The following is a 17,583-nucleotide window of genomic DNA, read 5'->3' on the forward strand; positions in this document are numbered from 1 at the left end:
GCGATCTTTTGATCTGACTTTTTTAAGATCAAAAGATCGCAGCCTGCGGCAGCTCCTACAGGGCAGATTTGACCGAAGCCAGCGGGAACAGACGCTTGAAGTTCTCGGTGGTCTGTTCGGCAAAGCGCTCGTAATTCTCACCGCGCAACATCGCCAGGAATTCCGCAACCTCACGCACATACTGCGGCAGGTTTGGCTTGCCGCGATACGGGATCGGCGCCAGATACGGCGAATCGGTTTCCACCAGCAGGCGGTCGGCCGGAACCTTGCTCGCGACATCGCGCAACGCATCGGCATTACGGAACGTGACGATCCCCGACAGGGAGATGTAATAACCCATGTCCAAAGCAGCTTTGGCCATGTCCCAGTCTTCGGTGAAGCAATGCAGCACACCGGCCTGCGGCAACGCCGCTTCGCGCAGCAGTTCGAGGGTGTCGGCCCGCGCCCCACGGGTGTGGATGATCACCGGTTTGCCAGTCTGCTGCGCCGCTTGCAGGTGCAGACGAAATGACTCCTGCTGCAATTCAGCGGCTTCCGGCTCGTAGTGATAGTCCAGACCGGTTTCGCCGATCGCCACTACTTTCGGGTGATTGAGTTCGTGCAGCAACCAGTCCAGCGCCGGCGCCGCGCCCGGTTGTACATCCAGCGGGTGCACGCCAACCGAGCAATCAACGTCGTCGTAACGTTCAGCCAGGGCTTTGACGTCGGCGGCGTTGTCGGCACTGACGCCGATGCACAGAAAGTGCCCTACTCCGCGCTGCCGGGCTGCATCGAGTGCGGCATCCAGCGAGCCATCATGGGCGGCGAGGTCGAGGCGATCGAGGTGACAATGGGAATCTACGAGCATAAAAAGGACGGCTACTTACATCGTATGAGTGGGACGGTCGGACTTGAGGGCTCCGGCCAGATGGGTTTCGATGCGACTGCGCGCGGTGTTGTCGCCATCATTGAACTGCACGCCGACACCGGCGGCACGATTGCCTTGTGCCCCTTTCGGGGTGATCCAGGTGACTTTACCGGCCACCGGAATTTTCTCCGCCTCGTCCATCAGGTTGAGCAGCATGAACACTTCGTCGCCCAACTTGTAACTCTTGTTGGTCGGGATGAACAAGCCACCGTTCTTGATGAACGGCATGTAGGCGGCGTAAAGCACCGACTTGTCCTTGATGGTCAGGGACAAGATGCCGTTACGCGGCCCCGGACTGACGGGTTCATTCATGTTGACCTCCACTGCTGATGTTCAGAGTCTAGGTACACATTGTTATCTTTGGCCAGGCAATCCCGCCCATTGCACCAACAACGCTTCCAGCAACAGCGCCGGATTGAGGTTGGCCTTGCTCATGACTTTCTGCCGCTGGGCGAGAATCCAGTCCTGAATCTCGAGGACTTTGCCCTGCGCACTTTTCTGCGCCAGGTACTGCACGACTTTACGCATATCGGTCAGGCCGAGGCCTGCTTCATCCTGCGTCAGTTGATAACGCAGAATCAGGCTCGACCAATCACAGAACCAGTCGAACAGGCGCAGCATCGGAATGCTTTTCCATTCTTCAGCCAGTTGCGTCGGCGATTGCTGCTGCTTGAGCAACTTCTTCACGCCTTCGACCACTTGTGCACGCTGTTCACGCACGCCCTGGGATTGCAGACTGACTGCCATCAACGGCGAACCGGCCGCCAGCGTCAGCAGTTCGACACGTTCTTCTTCAGAGCAATCCGGCAACGCCTGAGCCAGCCATTGCAGGCTCATCGCTTCGCCCGGCAGCGGACAAGCCTGCTGCACGCAACGGCTTTTGATCGTCGGCAGCAAACGGCTGGTCTGATGGCTGACCAACAGCAACACAGTATCGCCGGAAGGCTCTTCAAGGCTTTTCAGCAAGGCGTTGGCGGCGTTGATGTTCATCGCCTCGACCGGCTCGATCAGCACCACTTTGCGCCCACCCAGTTGCGCGGTCTGCACCACGAAACTGACCAGATCGCGCACTTGATCGACCTTGATTGCCTTATCGGCCTCTTCCGGTTCGAGGATGTAATTATCGGGATGACTACCGGCCCTGAGCAGCAGGCAGGATTTGCACTCGCCGCACGCTTCTGGCGTCGGACGCTGACACAGCAGGCTCGCCATCAAGCGCTCGGCCAGCGCGCGCTTGCCGATCCCGGCGGGGCCATGCAGCAGATAGGCGTGAGCGTGCTGCTTGCGGCCGGCCAGTTGCTGCCAGAGGCTGTCCTGCCATGGATAGGCCTCAGCCACGGGCCAGCTCCAGCAAGTTCGGCAGCAAGGTATCCAGCGATTGTTGAACTTTGGCTAACGGCTGACCGGCATCGATGCGCACATAGCGCGCAGGGTCGGCTTCAGCGCGCTTGAGAAACGCATTGCGCACCGCCTCGAAAAACGCCCGGCCTTCCAGCTCGAAACGATCCAGACGGCCACGAGCGCTGGCGCGAGCCAGGCCGATTTCCACCGGCAGATCGAAAATCAGCGTCAGGTCAGGACGCAGATCGCCCTGAACAAAGGTTTCCAGCGTGGCGATACGCTCCAGCGACAAACCGCGACCGCCGCCCTGATAGGCATACGTCGAATCGGTGAAGCGATCACACAGCACCACCGCGCCACGTGCCAGTGCCGGGCGGATGACTTCGGCCAGGTGCTGAGCGCGCGCGGCAAACACCAGCAGCAGCTCGGCGTCCGGGGTCATGACTTCGTCGGCCGGCGCCAGCAACACTTCGCGAATCCGCTCGGCCAGCGGCGTACCGCCGGGCTCACGGGTCAGCACCACCTCAATACCGGCGGCGCGCAGGCGCTCGGCGAGGTATTCGCGGTTGGTGCTTTTGCCGGCGCCTTCCGGGCCTTCCAGGGTAATAAACAAGCCAGTCACAGGCAGTCCTTAATCAAAGTCATTGCGCGTTTTGTGGAGCAGCGGCTTCCGGGGCCGGGGTCGGCGCAGGTTCCTCGGCGGGAACTTGCGGCAACGCCTCCGGCGCCGTATCGGGTGAAGCCGCAGGAATCGTTTCCTCGGCAGGCGCAGCGGCTTCAGGCGTCGCCGTCGGGGCCGGGCTCGAACGATAATCTGCGCGGCGCTTGAGTTGGAATTCACGCACCGCACTGTTGTGCGCATCAAGATCGTCGGAGAACACATGGCTGCCGTCGCCGCGTGCGACAAAGTACAGGCTGGAGCCTTCCACGGGGTTCAGCGCCGCGTGAATCGCTTCACGCCCGACCATCGCAATCGGGGTCGGCGGCAAGCCGGGAATCACGTAAGTGTTATACGCCGTCGGCTCTTTCAAATGCGCGCGTGTGAGTTTGCCGGTGTAGCGATCGCCGAGGCCATAAATGACCGTCGGGTCGGTCTGCAATTGCATCCCCAACGCCATCCGGCGCACGAACACGCCTGCGATCTGCCCGCGCTCCTGCGGCACGCCGGTTTCTTTCTCGACCAGCGAGGCCATGATCAACGCTTGATACGGCTCGCTGTACGGCGCATCGGCCGAACGTTTTTCCCATTCATTGGCCAACACTTCGTCGAGACGCTCGAAGGCTTTCTTCAGCAACTCGGCGTCGGACATGCCGCGCACGAAGCGGTAAGTGTCAGGGAAGAAGCGGCCTTCCGGGAACAGCCCCTTATGACCGATCTTCGCCATGACGTCGCTGTCACTCAAACCATTGAGGGTCTGGGTGAGTTTTTCGTCTTTGGCCAATGCCGCGCGCACTTGATGGAAATTCCAGCCTTCGACCAGTGTCAGGCTGTATTGCACCACGTCGCCACGCTTCCACAAGTCGATCAGGCCGTTGACGGTCATGCCCGGCTGCATGCGGTATTCACCGCTGTGGATCGGCGTACCAGCGAGGTTGAAGCGCCAATAGACCCGCAACCAGAACGCGTCCTTGATGACGCCATCGGTTTCGAGTGAAAGGAAAGTACGGGTCGGTGTCGAGCCTTTCGGCACATCCAGCAGTTCTTCCTGCGTGATGTTCAGGGGCTGTTCCAGCGCGGAGTGAATCTTCCAGGCGCTGGCGCCCAACAGCAGCCCTGCCAGAACCAGTCCGGTTTCCAGCAGCAGCAAAAGTTTACGTCTCACGAATCAGGCATCCAGTAGGGCGCGGGCAATGGTTTGCAGTTTACGGGTGAGCGGGCCAACCGGCCAGCTCAGTGCAGCGTAGGCGCGTACCGGCCAGACGCCATAAACGCTGTTGCAGAGAAACACTTCGTCAGCCCATTGCAGCTGTTCGAGGCTGATGTCGGCGATTTGCGTGGGGATGGCCAAGGACTCGGCCTGAAACAATATTTCGGCGCGCATCACACCGGCGACGCCGCAGCGCTTCAAGTCCGGGGTGATCAACACACCGTCGCGCAGCAGAAACACATTGCTGAACACCCCTTCGATCACTCGACCGGCCTGATCGAGCATCAAGCCTTCGGCGTGCTCGCTGTCCTGCCATTCGGCACGGGCGAGAACCTGTTCAAGGCGATTGAGGTGTTTGAGTCCGGCGAGCAACGGCTGCGTAGCCAGACGCGTGCTGCACGGGAACAGGCGCACGCCGTGCTCGGCATGAGCAGCAGGATAAACAGCAGGAGGATTGCCTTGCAGGATGCGTCGGCCCGGCGCCGCCGGATCGGGCGCATAACCACGCAAACCGTCACCACGGCTGAGGATGAGCTTGAGCACGCCCTCGCCCATCGCTGCCGCATAGCTCAGCAGCTCGTGGCGAATCAGCTCGATATCGGCCGCAATGGCCAGACGCGAACAGCCATCGGCCAGTCGCGCCAAGTGCCGATCCAGCAGGATCGGCTGGCCGCGATGCACAGCGATGGTCTCGAACAGACCATCGCCGTAAGCCAGGCCGCGATCTTTCAGCGACAGACTGTCAGCCGGTTGACCGTCGACCCAGCTTTCCATCAGCCTGCGAACCGACGGAACGCCAAGGTGCCGTTGGTGCCGCCAAAACCGAAGGAGTTGGACAGTACGACATCGATGTCCATGTTGCGCGCGGTGTGCGGCACGAAATCGAGATCGCAGCCTTCATCCGGCTCTTCAAGGTTGATGGTCGGCGGTGCCACCTGGCTGTTGATCGCCAGCACGCTGAAGATCGCTTCGACCGCGCCCGCTGCACCCAACAGGTGACCGGTCATCGACTTGGTCGAGCTGACCGCCAGTTTGTAGGCGTGCTCACCGAACACCGACTTGAGCGCATTGGCTTCGGCGAGGTCGCCGGCCGGGGTCGAGGTGCCGTGGGCGTTGATGTACTGCACTTGATCGACGTTGATCTTGGCATCGCGCAATGCATTGGTGATGCAGCGGGCGGCACCGGCGCCGTCGGCCGGTGGCGAGGTCATGTGGAACGCATCGCCGCTGGTACCGAAGCCGATCAGCTCGGCGTAGATGGTCGCGCCGCGAGCCTTGGCGTGTTCCAGCTCTTCGAGAACCAGTGCGCCGGCACCGTCGGACAGGACGAAACCGTCACGGCCTTTGTCCCACGGACGGCTGGCGCGGGTCGGCTCATCGTTGCGCGTCGACAGCGCACGGGACGCACCGAAGCCGCCCATGCCCAGACCGCACGCAGCCATTTCGGCACCGCCGGCAATCATCACGTCGGCCTCGTCGTACATGATGTTGCGCGCCGCCATGCCAATGCAGTGCGTACCGGTGGTACACGCGGTGGCGATGGCGTAGTTAGGTCCCTGTGCACCCAGATGGATAGACAGGAAACCGGAAATCATATTGATGATCGAGCCAGGCACAAAGAACGGAGAAATCCGGCGCGGGCCAGTCTCGTGCAGGGTGCGGCTGGTTTCTTCGATGTTGGTCAGACCGCCAATGCCCGAACCCATGGCCACGCCAATGCGTTCACGGTTGGCGTCGGTAACTTCGAGCCCGGCATTGCGCACGGCTTGAAAGCCCGCGGCGAGACCGTACTGAATGAACAGGTCGAGCTTGCGCGCTTCCTTGACCGACAGGTATTCCTCGACATTGAAGCCTTTTACCGAGCCGCCAAAGCGGGTGGAATAGGCAGAAAGGTCGGTGTGTTCGATCAGACCAATGCCACTGCGGCCAGCCAGAATGCCCTGCCAACTGCTCGGCACATCCGTGCCCAGTGGCGACAACATACCCATACCGGTGACTACGACGCGTCTACGCGACACAGCACTCTCCTTTTTCAAATGACGACGACTTTGCATCAGGCCTAAAGAAAAAACCGCACGCCATGATGGCAGTGCGGTTTTTCCATGACAGCAAACAACGATTACAAACTATTACGCCTGGTGGCTAGTAACGTAGTCGATTGCAGCTTGTACAGTAGTGATCTTCTCAGCTTCTTCGTCAGGGATTTCGGTCTCGAATTCCTCTTCCAGAGCCATCACCAGCTCAACGGTGTCAAGGGAGTCGGCACCCAGGTCTTCAACGAAGGAAGCAGTGTTGACCACTTCTTCTTCTTTAACGCCCAGTTGCTCGGCAACGATTTTCTTGACGCGCTCTTCGATGGTGCTCATACCTTGTTTTCACTCCTAATGGACAAATTCAGGCAGCTGGCCAGTGGGTAAGTGTATAGAAAGACTTTTCAGCTTTTCAACTGAAAGCTTCACTCCTCAAACCCTGCGGCCCTCTGCCTATAAATAGATTGCAGCTTTATAACGGATTTTAGACAGCTCGTATGACATTTTTTTGAAGCAATCCGTCACATTTTACTTACATGTACATCCCACCGTTCACCGGGATTGTAGCCCCAGTGACGTATGCCGCACCGTCGGATGCAAGAAAAGCGACCACAGACGCGATCTCTTGAGCTTGTCCCAGACGACCCAGCGGAATCTGCGTCTGCAAGGCTTCACGCTGTGCTTCAGGCAGTTCGCGGGTCATATCGGTGTCGATGAACCCTGGGGTTACCGAGTTGACCGTAATCGAACGCGAACCGACTTCACGCGCCATTGCACGGCTGAAACCTTCCAGACCGGCCTTGGCGGCTGCATAGTTTACTTGGCCAGCGTTGCCCATGGCACCCACCACCGAGCCAATACTGATAATTCGACCCCAACGCGCCTTGGTCATGCCGCGCAGAACGCCCTTGGACAGGCGGAATAGACTGTTCAGGTTGGTATCGATCACGTCGTACCACTCATCGTCTTTCATGCGCATCATCAGGTTATCGCGGGTGATGCCGGCATTATTGACCAGGATCGCCACCGGCGCACCGAACTGTTCCTGAATGCTTGCCAGTACTGCGCTGACGGACTCGTCGCTGGTGACGTTCAGCTCAAGGCCAGTGCCCTGAATACCGTTTTCCTTCAGGGTCGCAGCAATGCGCTCAGCACCCGACGCGGAGGTCGCGGTGCCAACAACGATGGCGCCCTGACGACCCAATTCCAGCGCGATGGCCTGGCCGATACCGCGGCTTGCACCGGTCACCAGTGCAACTTTACCTTGCAGACTCATGCAAGTTTCTCCTGATTCAGGCTTGCGCTGCACGAGCGGCAGCGAAAGCGTCTGGGGTATTGAGGTTGGAAGTCGCCACGCCTTCGGCGCAACGTTTGTTCAGACCGGCCAGCACTTTGCCCGGGCCGCATTCGACCAGATTGGTCGCGCCCTTGGCGGCCAGCGTCTGTACCGACTCGACCCAGCGCACTGGCTTGTAGAGTTGTTCGAGCAGATCACGCTCGAGGGTTTCCAGATCGGCCGGCACTTGCGCGCTGACGTTCTGTACCACCGGGATCTGCGGCGCCTGCCAGTCGATGGCGGCGATGGCTTCGGCAAAGCGCTCGGCGGCCGGACGCATCAGTTCGCAGTGCGAAGGCACGCTCACCGGCAGCGGCATGGCACGCTTGGCGCCACGCGCCTTGCAGCCTTCGATGGCGCGCTCGACGGCAGCCTTGGCGCCGGCGATGACGACCTGGCCCGGCGAGTTGAAGTTGACGGCGCTGACCACCTCGCCTTGCGCAGCTTCAGCGCAGGCCGCCAGCACATCAGCGTCTTCCAGACCGAGAATGGCAGCCATGCCGCCCTGCCCGGCCGGAACCGCTTCCTGCATCAGTTGACCACGGCGCTCAACGAGCTTGACCGCGTCAGCCAGCGTCAGGCTGCCAGCAGCAACCAGCGCGCTGTATTCGCCCAGGCTGTGACCGGCAACAAAGGCCGGGCGCGCGCCACCTTCCGCCAGCCACAGACGCCACAGGGCGATCGAAGCGGTCAGAATGGCCGGTTGGGTTTTATCGGTTTGATTGAGCAGCTCTTCCGGCCCCTGCTGGGTCAGTGCCCACAGGTCATAACCCAGAGCCTCAGAGGCTTCTTTGAATGTTTCGAGGATCAACGGATATTCCGCGCCCAGCTCGGCCAACATGCCGAGGGACTGCGAACCCTGTCCTGGAAAGACGAATGCGAGGGAAGCAGACATGTAACAAGCCCCTAATGATCTTGTCGTCGGAAAATGACGCCCCGCTTGGGGACGCAAGAAACTGACAGTTGGATGGCCCTTTGAACCGGGCGGTCACATTTAAGCATTGTCCGACGAAAACGCCTAAGACAACAAATCCTCCAGACGACCGTGGAGGCGCTCCGGCAAGTTCTCCTGAATCTCGATCAGCGCACGCTGAATCGCACTCTGAAAGCCCTGCACCCCGGCCGAACCGTGACTTTTCACGACGATACCCTGCAAGCCGAGAAAGCTTGCGCCGTTATGTCGCGCCGGCGCCAGATCCGCCTGCAAGCGCTTCATCAATGGCAGCGCCAAAGCACCGACCGCACGGGAAGCGAGATTCTTCTTGAACAGCGCATCGATACGCGCCGCGATCATTGTCGCCAGGCCTTCGCTGGACTTGAGCAGGATGTTGCCGACAAAACCGTCGCACACCACGACATCGGCCTCACCACGGTACAGGCCATCGCCTTCGATGAAGCCGATGTAGTTGATGCCACGAGCAGCCTGCAACAACGTCGCCGCGAGCTTGACCTGCTGATTGCCCTTGATGTCTTCAGTGCCGATGTTCAGCAGCGCCACACGCGGGCGGTGGATACCCAGCGTCTGCGCTGCCACCGAGCCCATCACCGCAAACTGCAGCAGATGCTCGGCACTGCAATCGACATTCGCGCCCAGATCGAGCAACTGACAAAAACCCTTCTGTGTCGGAATCGCCGCCACCATCGCCGGGCGATCAATACCGGGCAGCGTCTTCAGCACAAATCGCGACAACGCCATCAGCGCACCGGTATTGCCGGCACTGACACACGCTTGCGCCTTGCCATCACGCACCAACTCCAGGGCGACACGCATCGATGAGTCCGGCTTGCCACGCAAGGCCTGGGTCGGTTTTTCATCCATGGTGATGACTTCGCTGGCCGCAACAATCGTCAGGCGCGCGCGATCAGCAGCCGATTGGCCGTGGATCAGTTCTTCAAGAAGGGAGGGTTGACCGACGAGGGTCAGGTGTAGCGAGGGCGTAGCAGACAGGCAAGCGAGGCTGGCCTGAACAATGCTGCGGGGACCGAAGTCCCCGCCCATTGCGTCAATCGCGATGACTTGAGCGGACAAGTGATTACTCGTCAGCGCCCTTGTCGATCACTTTACGGCCACGGTATACGCCTTCTGGCGATACGTGGTGACGCAGGTGAACTTCACCAGTGGTTTTTTCTACAGACAGGGTGCTAGCCTCGAGAGCGTCGTGCGAACGGCGCATGTCACGGGCAGAGCGGGATTTTTTGTTCTGCTGAACAGCCATAATTGATTAACTCCTAAACGTTTGGGTCACGCTTTAACTGCGCCAATACACTGAACGGGTTGGACCGCGTTGACTCGTCCTCGCTCGGTTCGGGCTCATCGAGACCCGCCGGCTGCTGGCATTCTTCCGGATGATGAGCAGGCACAATGGGCAAGGCGAGCAAAAGCTCCTCCTCGATCAGTGACTGCAGATCCAATGGATCTTCGCCCAGTTCCAGCACGTCATAACCTTTCGGCAACGACTGGGTATTCGCACCCTCTTTCACCACAGCATAACTGCATTCGCTGTGGATCGGCAGGGTGACCAGCTCAAGACAACGCTGGCAAACCATTTTGACCTCGGTGTCGATAAAGCTGTGGATCACCACAGATTTACGTTCATCTCGTTCAAAAACGAATTTCGCCTGCACCGTACCGACATCGTCGGAAAGCGGGTCGCAGAGTCTCTTCAAATCGGCTAGCAGCAATTCACCTTGAAGGGTGGTGCCACGATCAGCCAATTTGCGCGGGTCAACGTGAGGTGGAATCGGGTCATTCAACATAGGCGCAGCATTATAGGGATGCACCCACCCATGTCAAAGGAAATTGTGCCCTGTCCGTCACTTGCGTGCCTCCGCTAGAATCTGCACCTGCCTCAGGAGACGCGAATGCTGCCTTTATTACTCGCTTCAAGCTCGACCTATCGTCGCGAATTGCTCGCCCGCCTGCACCTGCCGTTCGTCTGCTCCTCGCCGGATATCGATGAAAGTCATCGCCCGGGCGAGTCAGCCATCGAACTGGTCAAACGCCTCGCCGAACAAAAAGCCCGGGCGCTGACCGACAGCCATCCCGCTCATCTGATTATCGGCTCCGACCAGGTTGCCGTACTCGGCGAACAGATCATCGGCAAACCGCACACCTTCGAAAAAGCCCGCGAACAACTGATGGCTGCCAGTGGCGCCAGCGTGACATTCCTCACCGGCCTGGCGCTGCTGAATAGCCAGACCGGCGAATGCCAGGTCGACTGCGTGCCGTTTACCGTGCACATGCGTCAGCTCGATCAGGCGCGCGTTGAGCGCTACCTGCGCATTGAGCAGCCGTATGACTGCGCTGGCAGCTTCAAGGCCGAAGGGTTGGGGGTGAGTCTGTTTCAGTCCACTGAAGGGCCTGACGCCACCAGCCTGATCGGTTTGCCGTTGATTCGCCTGATCGACATGTTGCTGGTTGAGGGCGTGCAGATTCCTTAAAAGCAAAAGATCGCAGCCTGCGGCAGCTCCTACAGGGGAATGTAAAACCCTGTAGGAGCTGCCGCAGGCTGCGATCTTTTGATCTTTACAACGAATTAACGCAACGAAGGCCCGTGGAACCCCATCCACATCGCCAACTGCTCAGCCACGCTGGCACCAAGCTTTTTCGAGAAGCGATCAAACGGCGATTCCTGAACGGTGAAATCCACCAACTCTTTCTCGCCAATCACATCCCGCGCAACCGAACTGGCATTGCCCAGCCCATCGATCAACCCCAGCGGCAGCGCCTGCTCGCCCGACCAGACCAAACCGGAGAACAGCTCCGGATGTTCTTTGTCTTTCAAGCGATCGCCACGACCCTGCTTGACGCTATTGATAAACTGCTTGTGCGTGGTATCCAGCACCGTTTGCCAGAACGCCGTCTCATCAGGCTTCTGCGGCTGGAACGGATCAAGGAAAGACTTGTGCTCGCCCGACGTGTACGTGCGACGCTCGACGCCCAGCTTGTCCATGGTGCCGACAAAACCGTAACCGGCCGCCGTCACACCAATCGATCCGACCAGACTGGCCTTGTCGGCGTAGATCTGATCCGCCGCACTGGCGATGTAATAGGCACCGGAGGCACCCAGATCGGAAATCACGGCATACACCTTGATATCCGGATGCAGGCCTCGCAGACGCTTGATCTCGTCATACACATAACCGGACTGCACCGGACTGCCGCCCGGGCTATTGATGCGAAGGACAACGCCTTTGACCTTCTTGTCATCGAACGCGGCACGCAGACTGCCGACAATGTTATCGGCGCTCGCAGGCTCCTTGTCGGCGATCACCCCGGTGACATCGATCAACGCGGTGTAGTTATCACTGCGGGTCGCACTCTTTTCCATGTCCATCAGCGGCGTGAACAGGATCAACGCCACAAACAGATAAACAAACGTCAGCAGCTTGAAGAAAATCCCCCAGCGCCGCGAACGACGCTGTTCCTGCACACCGGCCAGCAGCGTCTTCTCCAACAGCTTCCAGCTTTTCTCGTCACCGCCGTCGGCACTTGCCTTGGCCGGTGCTTTCCATTCGTCGGTCATGCCATCCACCCCAGCAAAAACGTATTAAGCCCGCTGCCCCAGCCAGGCATGCAATTCAGAAAAACGGTCGATCGACAGGCGCGGCTCGAACTGCTGCAGCGATTCGATCGATTGCGCGCCATAACTGACCGCCACCGAATCCATCCCCGCGTTTCGCGCCATCAGCAGATCGAAGGACGAATCGCCGACCATCAGCGCCTGCTCGGCACGCACACCGCAATGAGCAAGGATCTGCTCCAGCATCAGAGGGTGTGGCTTGCTCGCAGTTTCATCGGCAGCGCGGGTGATATCGAAATAATCTTCCCAGCCATTGGCCTTGAGCACCCGATCCAGGCCACGGCGATTCTTGCCGGTAGCGACAGCCAAGTGATAACCCTGCTCACGAAAGGACGCCATCGACTCGACTACGCCTTCGAACAACGGCGAAGGCACCGCTTCAGCGGCGATGTAGTGATCCGCGTAATACTCGCGAAACAAGGTCATTTCGGCGTCGCTGATCTCGGGATACAGCGTGCGGATAGCCTCGGGCAAACCCAGGCCGATGATGCCTTTGACGGCAAAATCATCACGCAACTCGAAGCCGGAACGCCCGGAGGCAGAGTGCATCGCCTCGACAATCCGATGGATGGAATCAGCCAGCGTGCCGTCCCAATCGAAAATCAGCAGCTTGTAATCAGATGGGCGCACTCAATCGCTCCACGGTCTTGGCCCACATTTCGTCGACCGGTGCTTGCAGGGTCAGCTTGCCACCGTCCGGCAGCGGCACGGTCAACATGTAGGCGTGCAGGAACAGACGTTTGCCGCCCAGATCGCGGATTTCCTTGGTGAAGTCTTCATCGCCATATTTGCTGTCGCCAGCAATGCAATGACCGGCATGCAAAGTGTGCACGCGAATCTGGTGGGTGCGGCCGGTAACCGGTTTGGCTTCGACCATGGTGGCGAAATCACCGAAGCGGCGCAGCACCTTGAACATCGTCAGGGCTTCTTTGCCTTCTTCGTTGACTTCAACCATGCGTTCGCCGGAACGCAGATTGCTCTTGAGCAATGGCGCGCTGACTTTCTTGATCGAGGTTGCCCAGTTGCCACGGACCAGCGCCATGTAGCGCTTATCGACGCCATCGCCGCGCAATTGCTCGTGCAAGTGGCGCAACATGCTGCGCTTTTTGGCGATCATCAGCAGGCCGGAAGTGTCACGGTCGAGACGGTGAACCAGCTCCAGCTCTTTGGTATCCGGGCGCAACTGACGAAAGGCTTCGATCACGCCGAAATTCAAGCCACTGCCGCCGTGAACCGCAATGCCGGCGGGCTTGTTGATCACGATCAGGGCTTTGTCTTCGAAGACAATCGAGGCCTCCAGGCGCTGCAACAAACCCTGGGCCAGTGGCACCGGTTCGTCACGCTCAGGCACGCGAACCGGCGGCACGCGCACGATATCGCCGGCCTGCAGCTTGTATTCGGGCTTGATCCGACCTTTGTTCACGCGCACTTCGCCTTTGCGCAAAATGCGGTAAATCAAGGTCTTGGGCACGCCTTTGAGCCGGGCGAGGAGAAAATTGTCGATTCGTTGGCCGGCATACTCCGGCGAGACTTCAAGCAATTGAACGCCTGGAGTCGAAGGGGCAGTAGTTGTCATGCCGCGGATGATAACAATTTTTATGGAATTGAAGCACTTAATCATTGCTGCTATAGTCGCGAACGCCGCCAAAAGCGGCCTGGACAGCGGCACCACGGTCAAAAACCGGCCCTGACCAACGCAATTCACCAGGACGCGAGGCCGTCCTACGGGGCTTTCGCTACGTAACGGTGGAGTTTGCAGTTGTAACAAGCGCAGGTGACATGAGGCCTGAATTACACCGTCGAGCAGAGTTTTTACTCGCCTGACAGGCACACATTCAAGGCCAGTTCACAAAGTGCAGTCAGCTGCAGATGACCCCGAGCGAATGCTTCGGAAACATCGCCTGAATTAGCCATGATGCGTGACCTCCCCTTTCGGAGCTCACGGTAAATGCCAACCCGCTGCGGATTCTGCGCGCGGCAGCACCCGAATTATCAGGGATACGTGTAGGGTGGAGATGCACAACCGCTGGACTGTGTAGCAATAGGCTTTATCAAGACGCTTCATCTCGTCCACAGCCACTGATTGATTCCTCCTCCTGACTGAGTGCTTAAGTAGCCACAGCAAGCAGGACGCGTACGTCGCTATATCGGCCCAATTGGCCGCATATCGCTGGACACGGGAATGGCCAACCACTCCCGACGCACCTGACACCGACCGTGAGAAGTCGTGTGTGCCGAACGCCGTTTCCGGCAGCCCGGAAACCGACGGTACTACATGAAAAGAATGCTGATTAACGCAACTCAACCCGAAGAGTTGCGTGTTGCACTGGTAGATGGCCAACGCCTCTACGACCTGGACATCGAATCCGGTGCACGCGAGCAGAAGAAGGCCAACATTTATAAAGGCCGTATCACTCGCATCGAACCAAGCCTTGAGGCTGCCTTTGTCGATTTTGGCTCTGAGCGCCATGGCTTCCTGCCCCTCAAAGAAATCTCCCGCGAATACTTCAAGAAAGCCCCCGAAGGCCGCGTCAACATCAAGGACGTCCTGAGCGAAGGCCAGGAAGTCATCGTTCAGGTCGAAAAAGAAGAACGTGGCAACAAGGGCGCCGCCCTGACCACCTTCATCAGCCTGGCCGGTCGTTACCTCGTGCTGATGCCGAACAACCCGCGTGCCGGCGGTATCTCCCGTCGCATCGAAGGCGAAGAGCGCAACGAACTGCGTGAAGCGCTGAACGGTCTGGTTGCACCGGCCGACATGGGTCTGATCGTGCGCACTGCCGGCCTTGGCCGCAGCAGCGAAGAAATGCAGTGGGACCTCGATTACCTGCTGCAACTGTGGACCGCCATCAAAGAAGCCTCGCTGGATCGCTCCGCGCCATTCCTGATCTACCAGGAAAGCAACGTGATCATCCGCGCCATCCGCGATTACCTGCGCCAGGACATCGGCGAAGTACTGATCGACAGCGTTGAAGCCCAGGACGAAGCTCTGACCTTCATCCGCCAGGTAATGCCGCAGTACGCCAGCAAGATCAAGCTGTACGAAGACAGCGTGCCGCTGTTCAACCGTTTCCAGATCGAAAGCCAGATCGAGACCGCTTTCCAGCGCGTCGTTGAACTGCCTTCCGGCGGCTCCATCGTCATCGATCCGACCGAAGCCCTGGTGTCCATCGACATCAACTCGGCACGCGCCACCAAAGGCAGCGACATCGAAGAAACCGCCCTGCAGACCAACCTTGAAGCGGCTGAAGAAATCGCCCGTCAGTTGCGCCTGCGCGACATCGGCGGCCTGATCGTCATCGACTTCATCGACATGACCCCTGCCAAGAACCAGCGCGCCGTGGAAGAGAAAGTCCGCGAATGCCTGGAAGCCGACCGTGCTCGCGTACAGATCGGCCGCATCTCGCGCTTCGGCCTGCTGGAAATGTCGCGTCAGCGCCTGCGTCCATCGCTGGGCGAAAGCAGCGGCATCGTCTGCCCGCGTTGCAACGGCACCGGCATCATCCGTGACGTTGAATCGCTGTCGCTGGCGATCCTGCGCCTGATCGAAGAAGAAGCCCTGAAAGACCGCACTGCCGAAGTTCGCGCACAAGTGCCGATCCCGGTGGCCGCGTTCCTACTCAACGAAAAACGCAACTCGATCACCAAGATCGAACTGCGCACCCGTGCCCGCATCGTCATTCTGCCGAACGATCACCTCGAAACGCCGCATTTCGAAGTTCAGCGCCTGCGTGACGACAGCCCGGAAGCCGCGACCAACCAGTCCAGCTACGAAATCGCTGCCGCCGCCGCTGAAGTTGAAGAAGTTCAGCCAGCCGCCGCGACCCGCACCCTGGTTCGCCAGGAAGCTGCAGTCAAGACTGCGCCGGCGCGTGCCAACGCTCCGGTGCCGACCGAAGCCGCCGCACCAGTCGCTGCTGCACCGGCTCCGGTTGCCGTGCCAGAACCGAGCCTGTTCAAAGGCCTGGTGAAATCGCTGGTCAGCCTGTTCGCCACCAAAGAAGAGCCAGTTGCCCCGGCCGTGGTTGAAAAACCGGCTGCCGAGCGTCCGGCCCGTAACGAAGAGCGTCGCAACGGTCGTCAGCAGAGCCGCAACCGTAATGGTCGCCGCGATGAAGAACGCAAACCGCGCGAAGAACGTGCTCCGCGTGAAGAACGTGCCCCACGCGAGCCGCGTGAAGAACGCGCTCCACGTGAAGCCCGCGAAGTGCGTGAGCCGCGCGAAGCCCGTACCGAAGCAGCTCCGGCCGCTCGTGAAGAACGCGCGCCACGTGCGCCGCGTGAAGAACGTGCACCGCGCGCTCCGCGTGAAGATCGCAAGCCACGTGGCGAGCGTGAAGAACGTGTACGTGAACTGCGCGAGCCACTCGACGCCGCTCCTGCCGTGACCACCGAGGTGGCTGCTGAAGAGCGTCCGGTTCGTCAGCCACGCGAAGAGCGCGCACCGCGTCCGCCGCGTGAAGAGCGTCAACCGCGCGCCGAACAGGCCGCTGCTGCCGTCGCTGAAGAAGAAGTGAACACCAACGAAGAGCAACTGCCGGAAGACGGTTCGGAGAGCGCCGAAGGCGATCGTCCACGTCGTCGTTCGCGCGGTCAGCGTCGTCGCAGCAACCGTCGTGAGCGTCAGCGTGATGCCAACGGCAACGTGATCGAAGGTTCGGAAGAATCCGAAGCCGGCGAAAACGCTGAAGAGCCAAGCACTGCCGATCTGGCCGCCGGCCTGGCTGTTACCGCAGCCGTTGCCAGCACCGTGATCAGCGCTCCGGCCGAAGCCCAAGCCTTTGAGCAAGCCGAACGCGCCACCGCTGCTGTTCAGGAAACCGCTCCAGTGGAAGCGCCGGTTGTTGAAGCGACCACTCCAGTAGAAGTGGTTGCTGCTCCGGAAGTCGAAGTGGCTCCGGTTCAGGAAACGCTGCCTCAGGTAGAACCAGCGCCAGTTGTGGTTGCTGAGCCGGTGGTTGAAACCGTCACTGAAACCGTGACCGAAACCGTGCGTGAAGTTCGCGAAGAGCAGACTGCCTTCAACTGGGTAGCCGAGCCGGTTGTCGCTGAAACGCCAGCGCCAGTGGTTGAAGCACCGATTGTTGAAGCGCCAGTGTTCGAAGCACCGGTTGTTGAAGCACCAGTGTTCGAAGCGCCTGCGCAAGCGCCTGTTGTCGAAGAGACCCAGGCTGCCGAGCCAGTGGTTGTCGCCGAGCCAGTTCCAGTCGTCGAAGCGCCTGTAGTTGCCGAAGCGCCTGCTCCGGTTGCTGAAGTTGCGCCAGTCAGCGCTCTGACCCCAAGCGGCCGCGCGCCGAACGACCCACGTGAAGTGCGTCGCCGCAAGCGCGAAGAAGAGCGTCTGCAGAAGGAAGCCGAACAGGCTGCCGCTGCTGCTCCGGTTGCTGAAGTGGTCACTGAACAAGCGGCTGTTGAAGCCGTGATTGCTGAAGCACCACGCTCCGTTCAGGACGCGGTCGAGCAGCACGAAGAGGCCCAGGAAAAACAACACGAGCCTAAACCACTCGTCTGATTCCAA

General features: G+C 59.6%; 18 protein-coding genes. 2 read left to right on the forward strand and 16 right to left on the reverse strand.

The features are described from left to right. Positions 1-55 precede the first annotated feature (55 nt). The 13 genes from PMI37_RS24835 to PMI37_RS24895 form a co-directional block, all read right to left on the reverse strand. The gene (locus PMI37_RS24835; protein ID WP_008086260.1) at positions 56-847 is read right to left on the reverse strand and encodes a TatD family hydrolase; all 792 of its coding nucleotides are present in this window, start codon (positions 845-847) and stop codon (positions 56-58) included. 15 nt (positions 848-862) lie between these two features. Continuing rightward, complete coding sequence (locus PMI37_RS24840) at positions 863-1,219, reverse strand: PilZ domain-containing protein (RefSeq protein WP_008086261.1); 357 nt, start codon at positions 1,217-1,219, stop codon at positions 863-865. 42 nt (positions 1,220-1,261) lie between these two features. Next, positions 1,262-2,245, reverse strand: coding sequence for a DNA polymerase III subunit delta' (locus tag PMI37_RS24845; RefSeq protein WP_008086262.1), 984 nt, complete (start codon positions 2,243-2,245; stop codon positions 1,262-1,264). Beyond that, positions 2,238-2,870 (reverse strand): dTMP kinase, encoded by a 633-nt coding sequence (tmk, locus tag PMI37_RS24850; RefSeq protein WP_008086263.1) that lies wholly within the window; start codon positions 2,868-2,870, stop codon positions 2,238-2,240. Before tmk ends, PMI37_RS24845 begins: the two co-directional genes overlap by 8 nt. A 19-nt stretch (positions 2,871-2,889) precedes the next feature. Continuing rightward, the gene (gene mltG / locus PMI37_RS24855) at positions 2,890-4,071 is read right to left on the reverse strand and encodes an endolytic transglycosylase MltG (RefSeq protein ID WP_008086264.1); all 1,182 of its coding nucleotides are present in this window, start codon (positions 4,069-4,071) and stop codon (positions 2,890-2,892) included. Between the two features lie 3 nt (positions 4,072-4,074). Next, positions 4,075-4,890 (reverse strand): aminodeoxychorismate lyase, encoded by an 816-nt coding sequence (gene pabC / locus PMI37_RS24860; RefSeq protein ID WP_008086265.1) that lies wholly within the window; start codon positions 4,888-4,890, stop codon positions 4,075-4,077. Then, positions 4,890-6,134, reverse strand: a complete 1,245-nt coding sequence (gene fabF / locus PMI37_RS24865) for a beta-ketoacyl-ACP synthase II (protein ID WP_008086266.1) — start codon at positions 6,132-6,134, stop codon at positions 4,890-4,892. The genes pabC and fabF overlap by 1 nt, the downstream gene beginning before the upstream one ends. A 111-nt stretch (positions 6,135-6,245) precedes the next feature. Then, the gene (gene acpP, locus PMI37_RS24870; RefSeq protein ID WP_003175607.1) at positions 6,246-6,482 is read right to left on the reverse strand and encodes an acyl carrier protein; all 237 of its coding nucleotides are present in this window, start codon (positions 6,480-6,482) and stop codon (positions 6,246-6,248) included. A gap of 196 nt (positions 6,483-6,678) precedes the next feature. Next, positions 6,679-7,422 carry a 3-oxoacyl-ACP reductase FabG gene (fabG, locus tag PMI37_RS24875; protein ID WP_008086267.1) on the reverse strand — a complete coding sequence of 248 codons (744 nt, stop codon included), beginning with the start codon at positions 7,420-7,422 and terminating at the stop codon, positions 6,679-6,681. Between the two features lie 16 nt (positions 7,423-7,438). Next, on the reverse strand, positions 7,439-8,377 hold the full coding sequence (gene fabD, locus PMI37_RS24880; protein WP_008086270.1) for an ACP S-malonyltransferase: 939 nt from the start codon (positions 8,375-8,377) through the stop codon (positions 7,439-7,441). A 123-nt stretch (positions 8,378-8,500) separates the two neighbouring features. After that, positions 8,501-9,511 (reverse strand): phosphate acyltransferase PlsX, encoded by a 1,011-nt coding sequence (plsX, locus tag PMI37_RS24885; protein WP_081500538.1) that lies wholly within the window; start codon positions 9,509-9,511, stop codon positions 8,501-8,503. Positions 9,512-9,515: 4 nt separating this feature from the next. After that, positions 9,516-9,698 (reverse strand): 50S ribosomal protein L32, encoded by a 183-nt coding sequence (gene rpmF / locus PMI37_RS24890; protein WP_003179396.1) that lies wholly within the window; start codon positions 9,696-9,698, stop codon positions 9,516-9,518. A 13-nt stretch (positions 9,699-9,711) separates the two neighbouring features. After that, positions 9,712-10,239 (reverse strand): YceD family protein, encoded by a 528-nt coding sequence (locus PMI37_RS24895; RefSeq protein ID WP_008086273.1) that lies wholly within the window; start codon positions 10,237-10,239, stop codon positions 9,712-9,714. 105 nt (positions 10,240-10,344) lie between these two features. Between PMI37_RS24895 and PMI37_RS24900 the strand changes: the two genes are divergently transcribed. After that, positions 10,345-10,923, forward strand: coding sequence for a Maf family protein (locus PMI37_RS24900; protein WP_008086276.1), 579 nt, complete (start codon positions 10,345-10,347; stop codon positions 10,921-10,923). Between the two features lie 95 nt (positions 10,924-11,018). Here the strand turns inward: PMI37_RS24900 and sppA are convergent, their stop codons facing one another. Genes sppA through rluC form a run of 3 tightly spaced genes read right to left on the reverse strand, consistent with a single transcriptional unit; the run spans position 11,019 to position 13,641 of the window. Next, the gene (gene sppA, locus PMI37_RS24905; protein WP_008086279.1) at positions 11,019-12,008 is read right to left on the reverse strand and encodes a signal peptide peptidase SppA; all 990 of its coding nucleotides are present in this window, start codon (positions 12,006-12,008) and stop codon (positions 11,019-11,021) included. A gap of 24 nt (positions 12,009-12,032) precedes the next feature. Then, positions 12,033-12,695 (reverse strand): HAD-IA family hydrolase, encoded by a 663-nt coding sequence (locus tag PMI37_RS24910; protein ID WP_008086282.1) that lies wholly within the window; start codon positions 12,693-12,695, stop codon positions 12,033-12,035. Further along, positions 12,682-13,641, reverse strand: coding sequence for a 23S rRNA pseudouridine(955/2504/2580) synthase RluC (gene rluC / locus PMI37_RS24915; RefSeq protein WP_045123283.1), 960 nt, complete (start codon positions 13,639-13,641; stop codon positions 12,682-12,684). The genes PMI37_RS24910 and rluC overlap by 14 nt, the downstream gene beginning before the upstream one ends. A gap of 699 nt (positions 13,642-14,340) precedes the next feature. Here rluC and rne point away from each other — a divergent pair. Next, positions 14,341-17,577, forward strand: coding sequence for a ribonuclease E (rne, locus tag PMI37_RS24920; RefSeq protein WP_008086286.1), 3,237 nt, complete (start codon positions 14,341-14,343; stop codon positions 17,575-17,577). Positions 17,578-17,583: the final 6 nt, after the last annotated feature.

It is taken from the genome of Pseudomonas sp. GM80, from assembly GCF_000282515.1.
In the GTDB taxonomy this organism is placed as follows: Bacteria; Pseudomonadota; Gammaproteobacteria; order Pseudomonadales; family Pseudomonadaceae; genus Aquipseudomonas.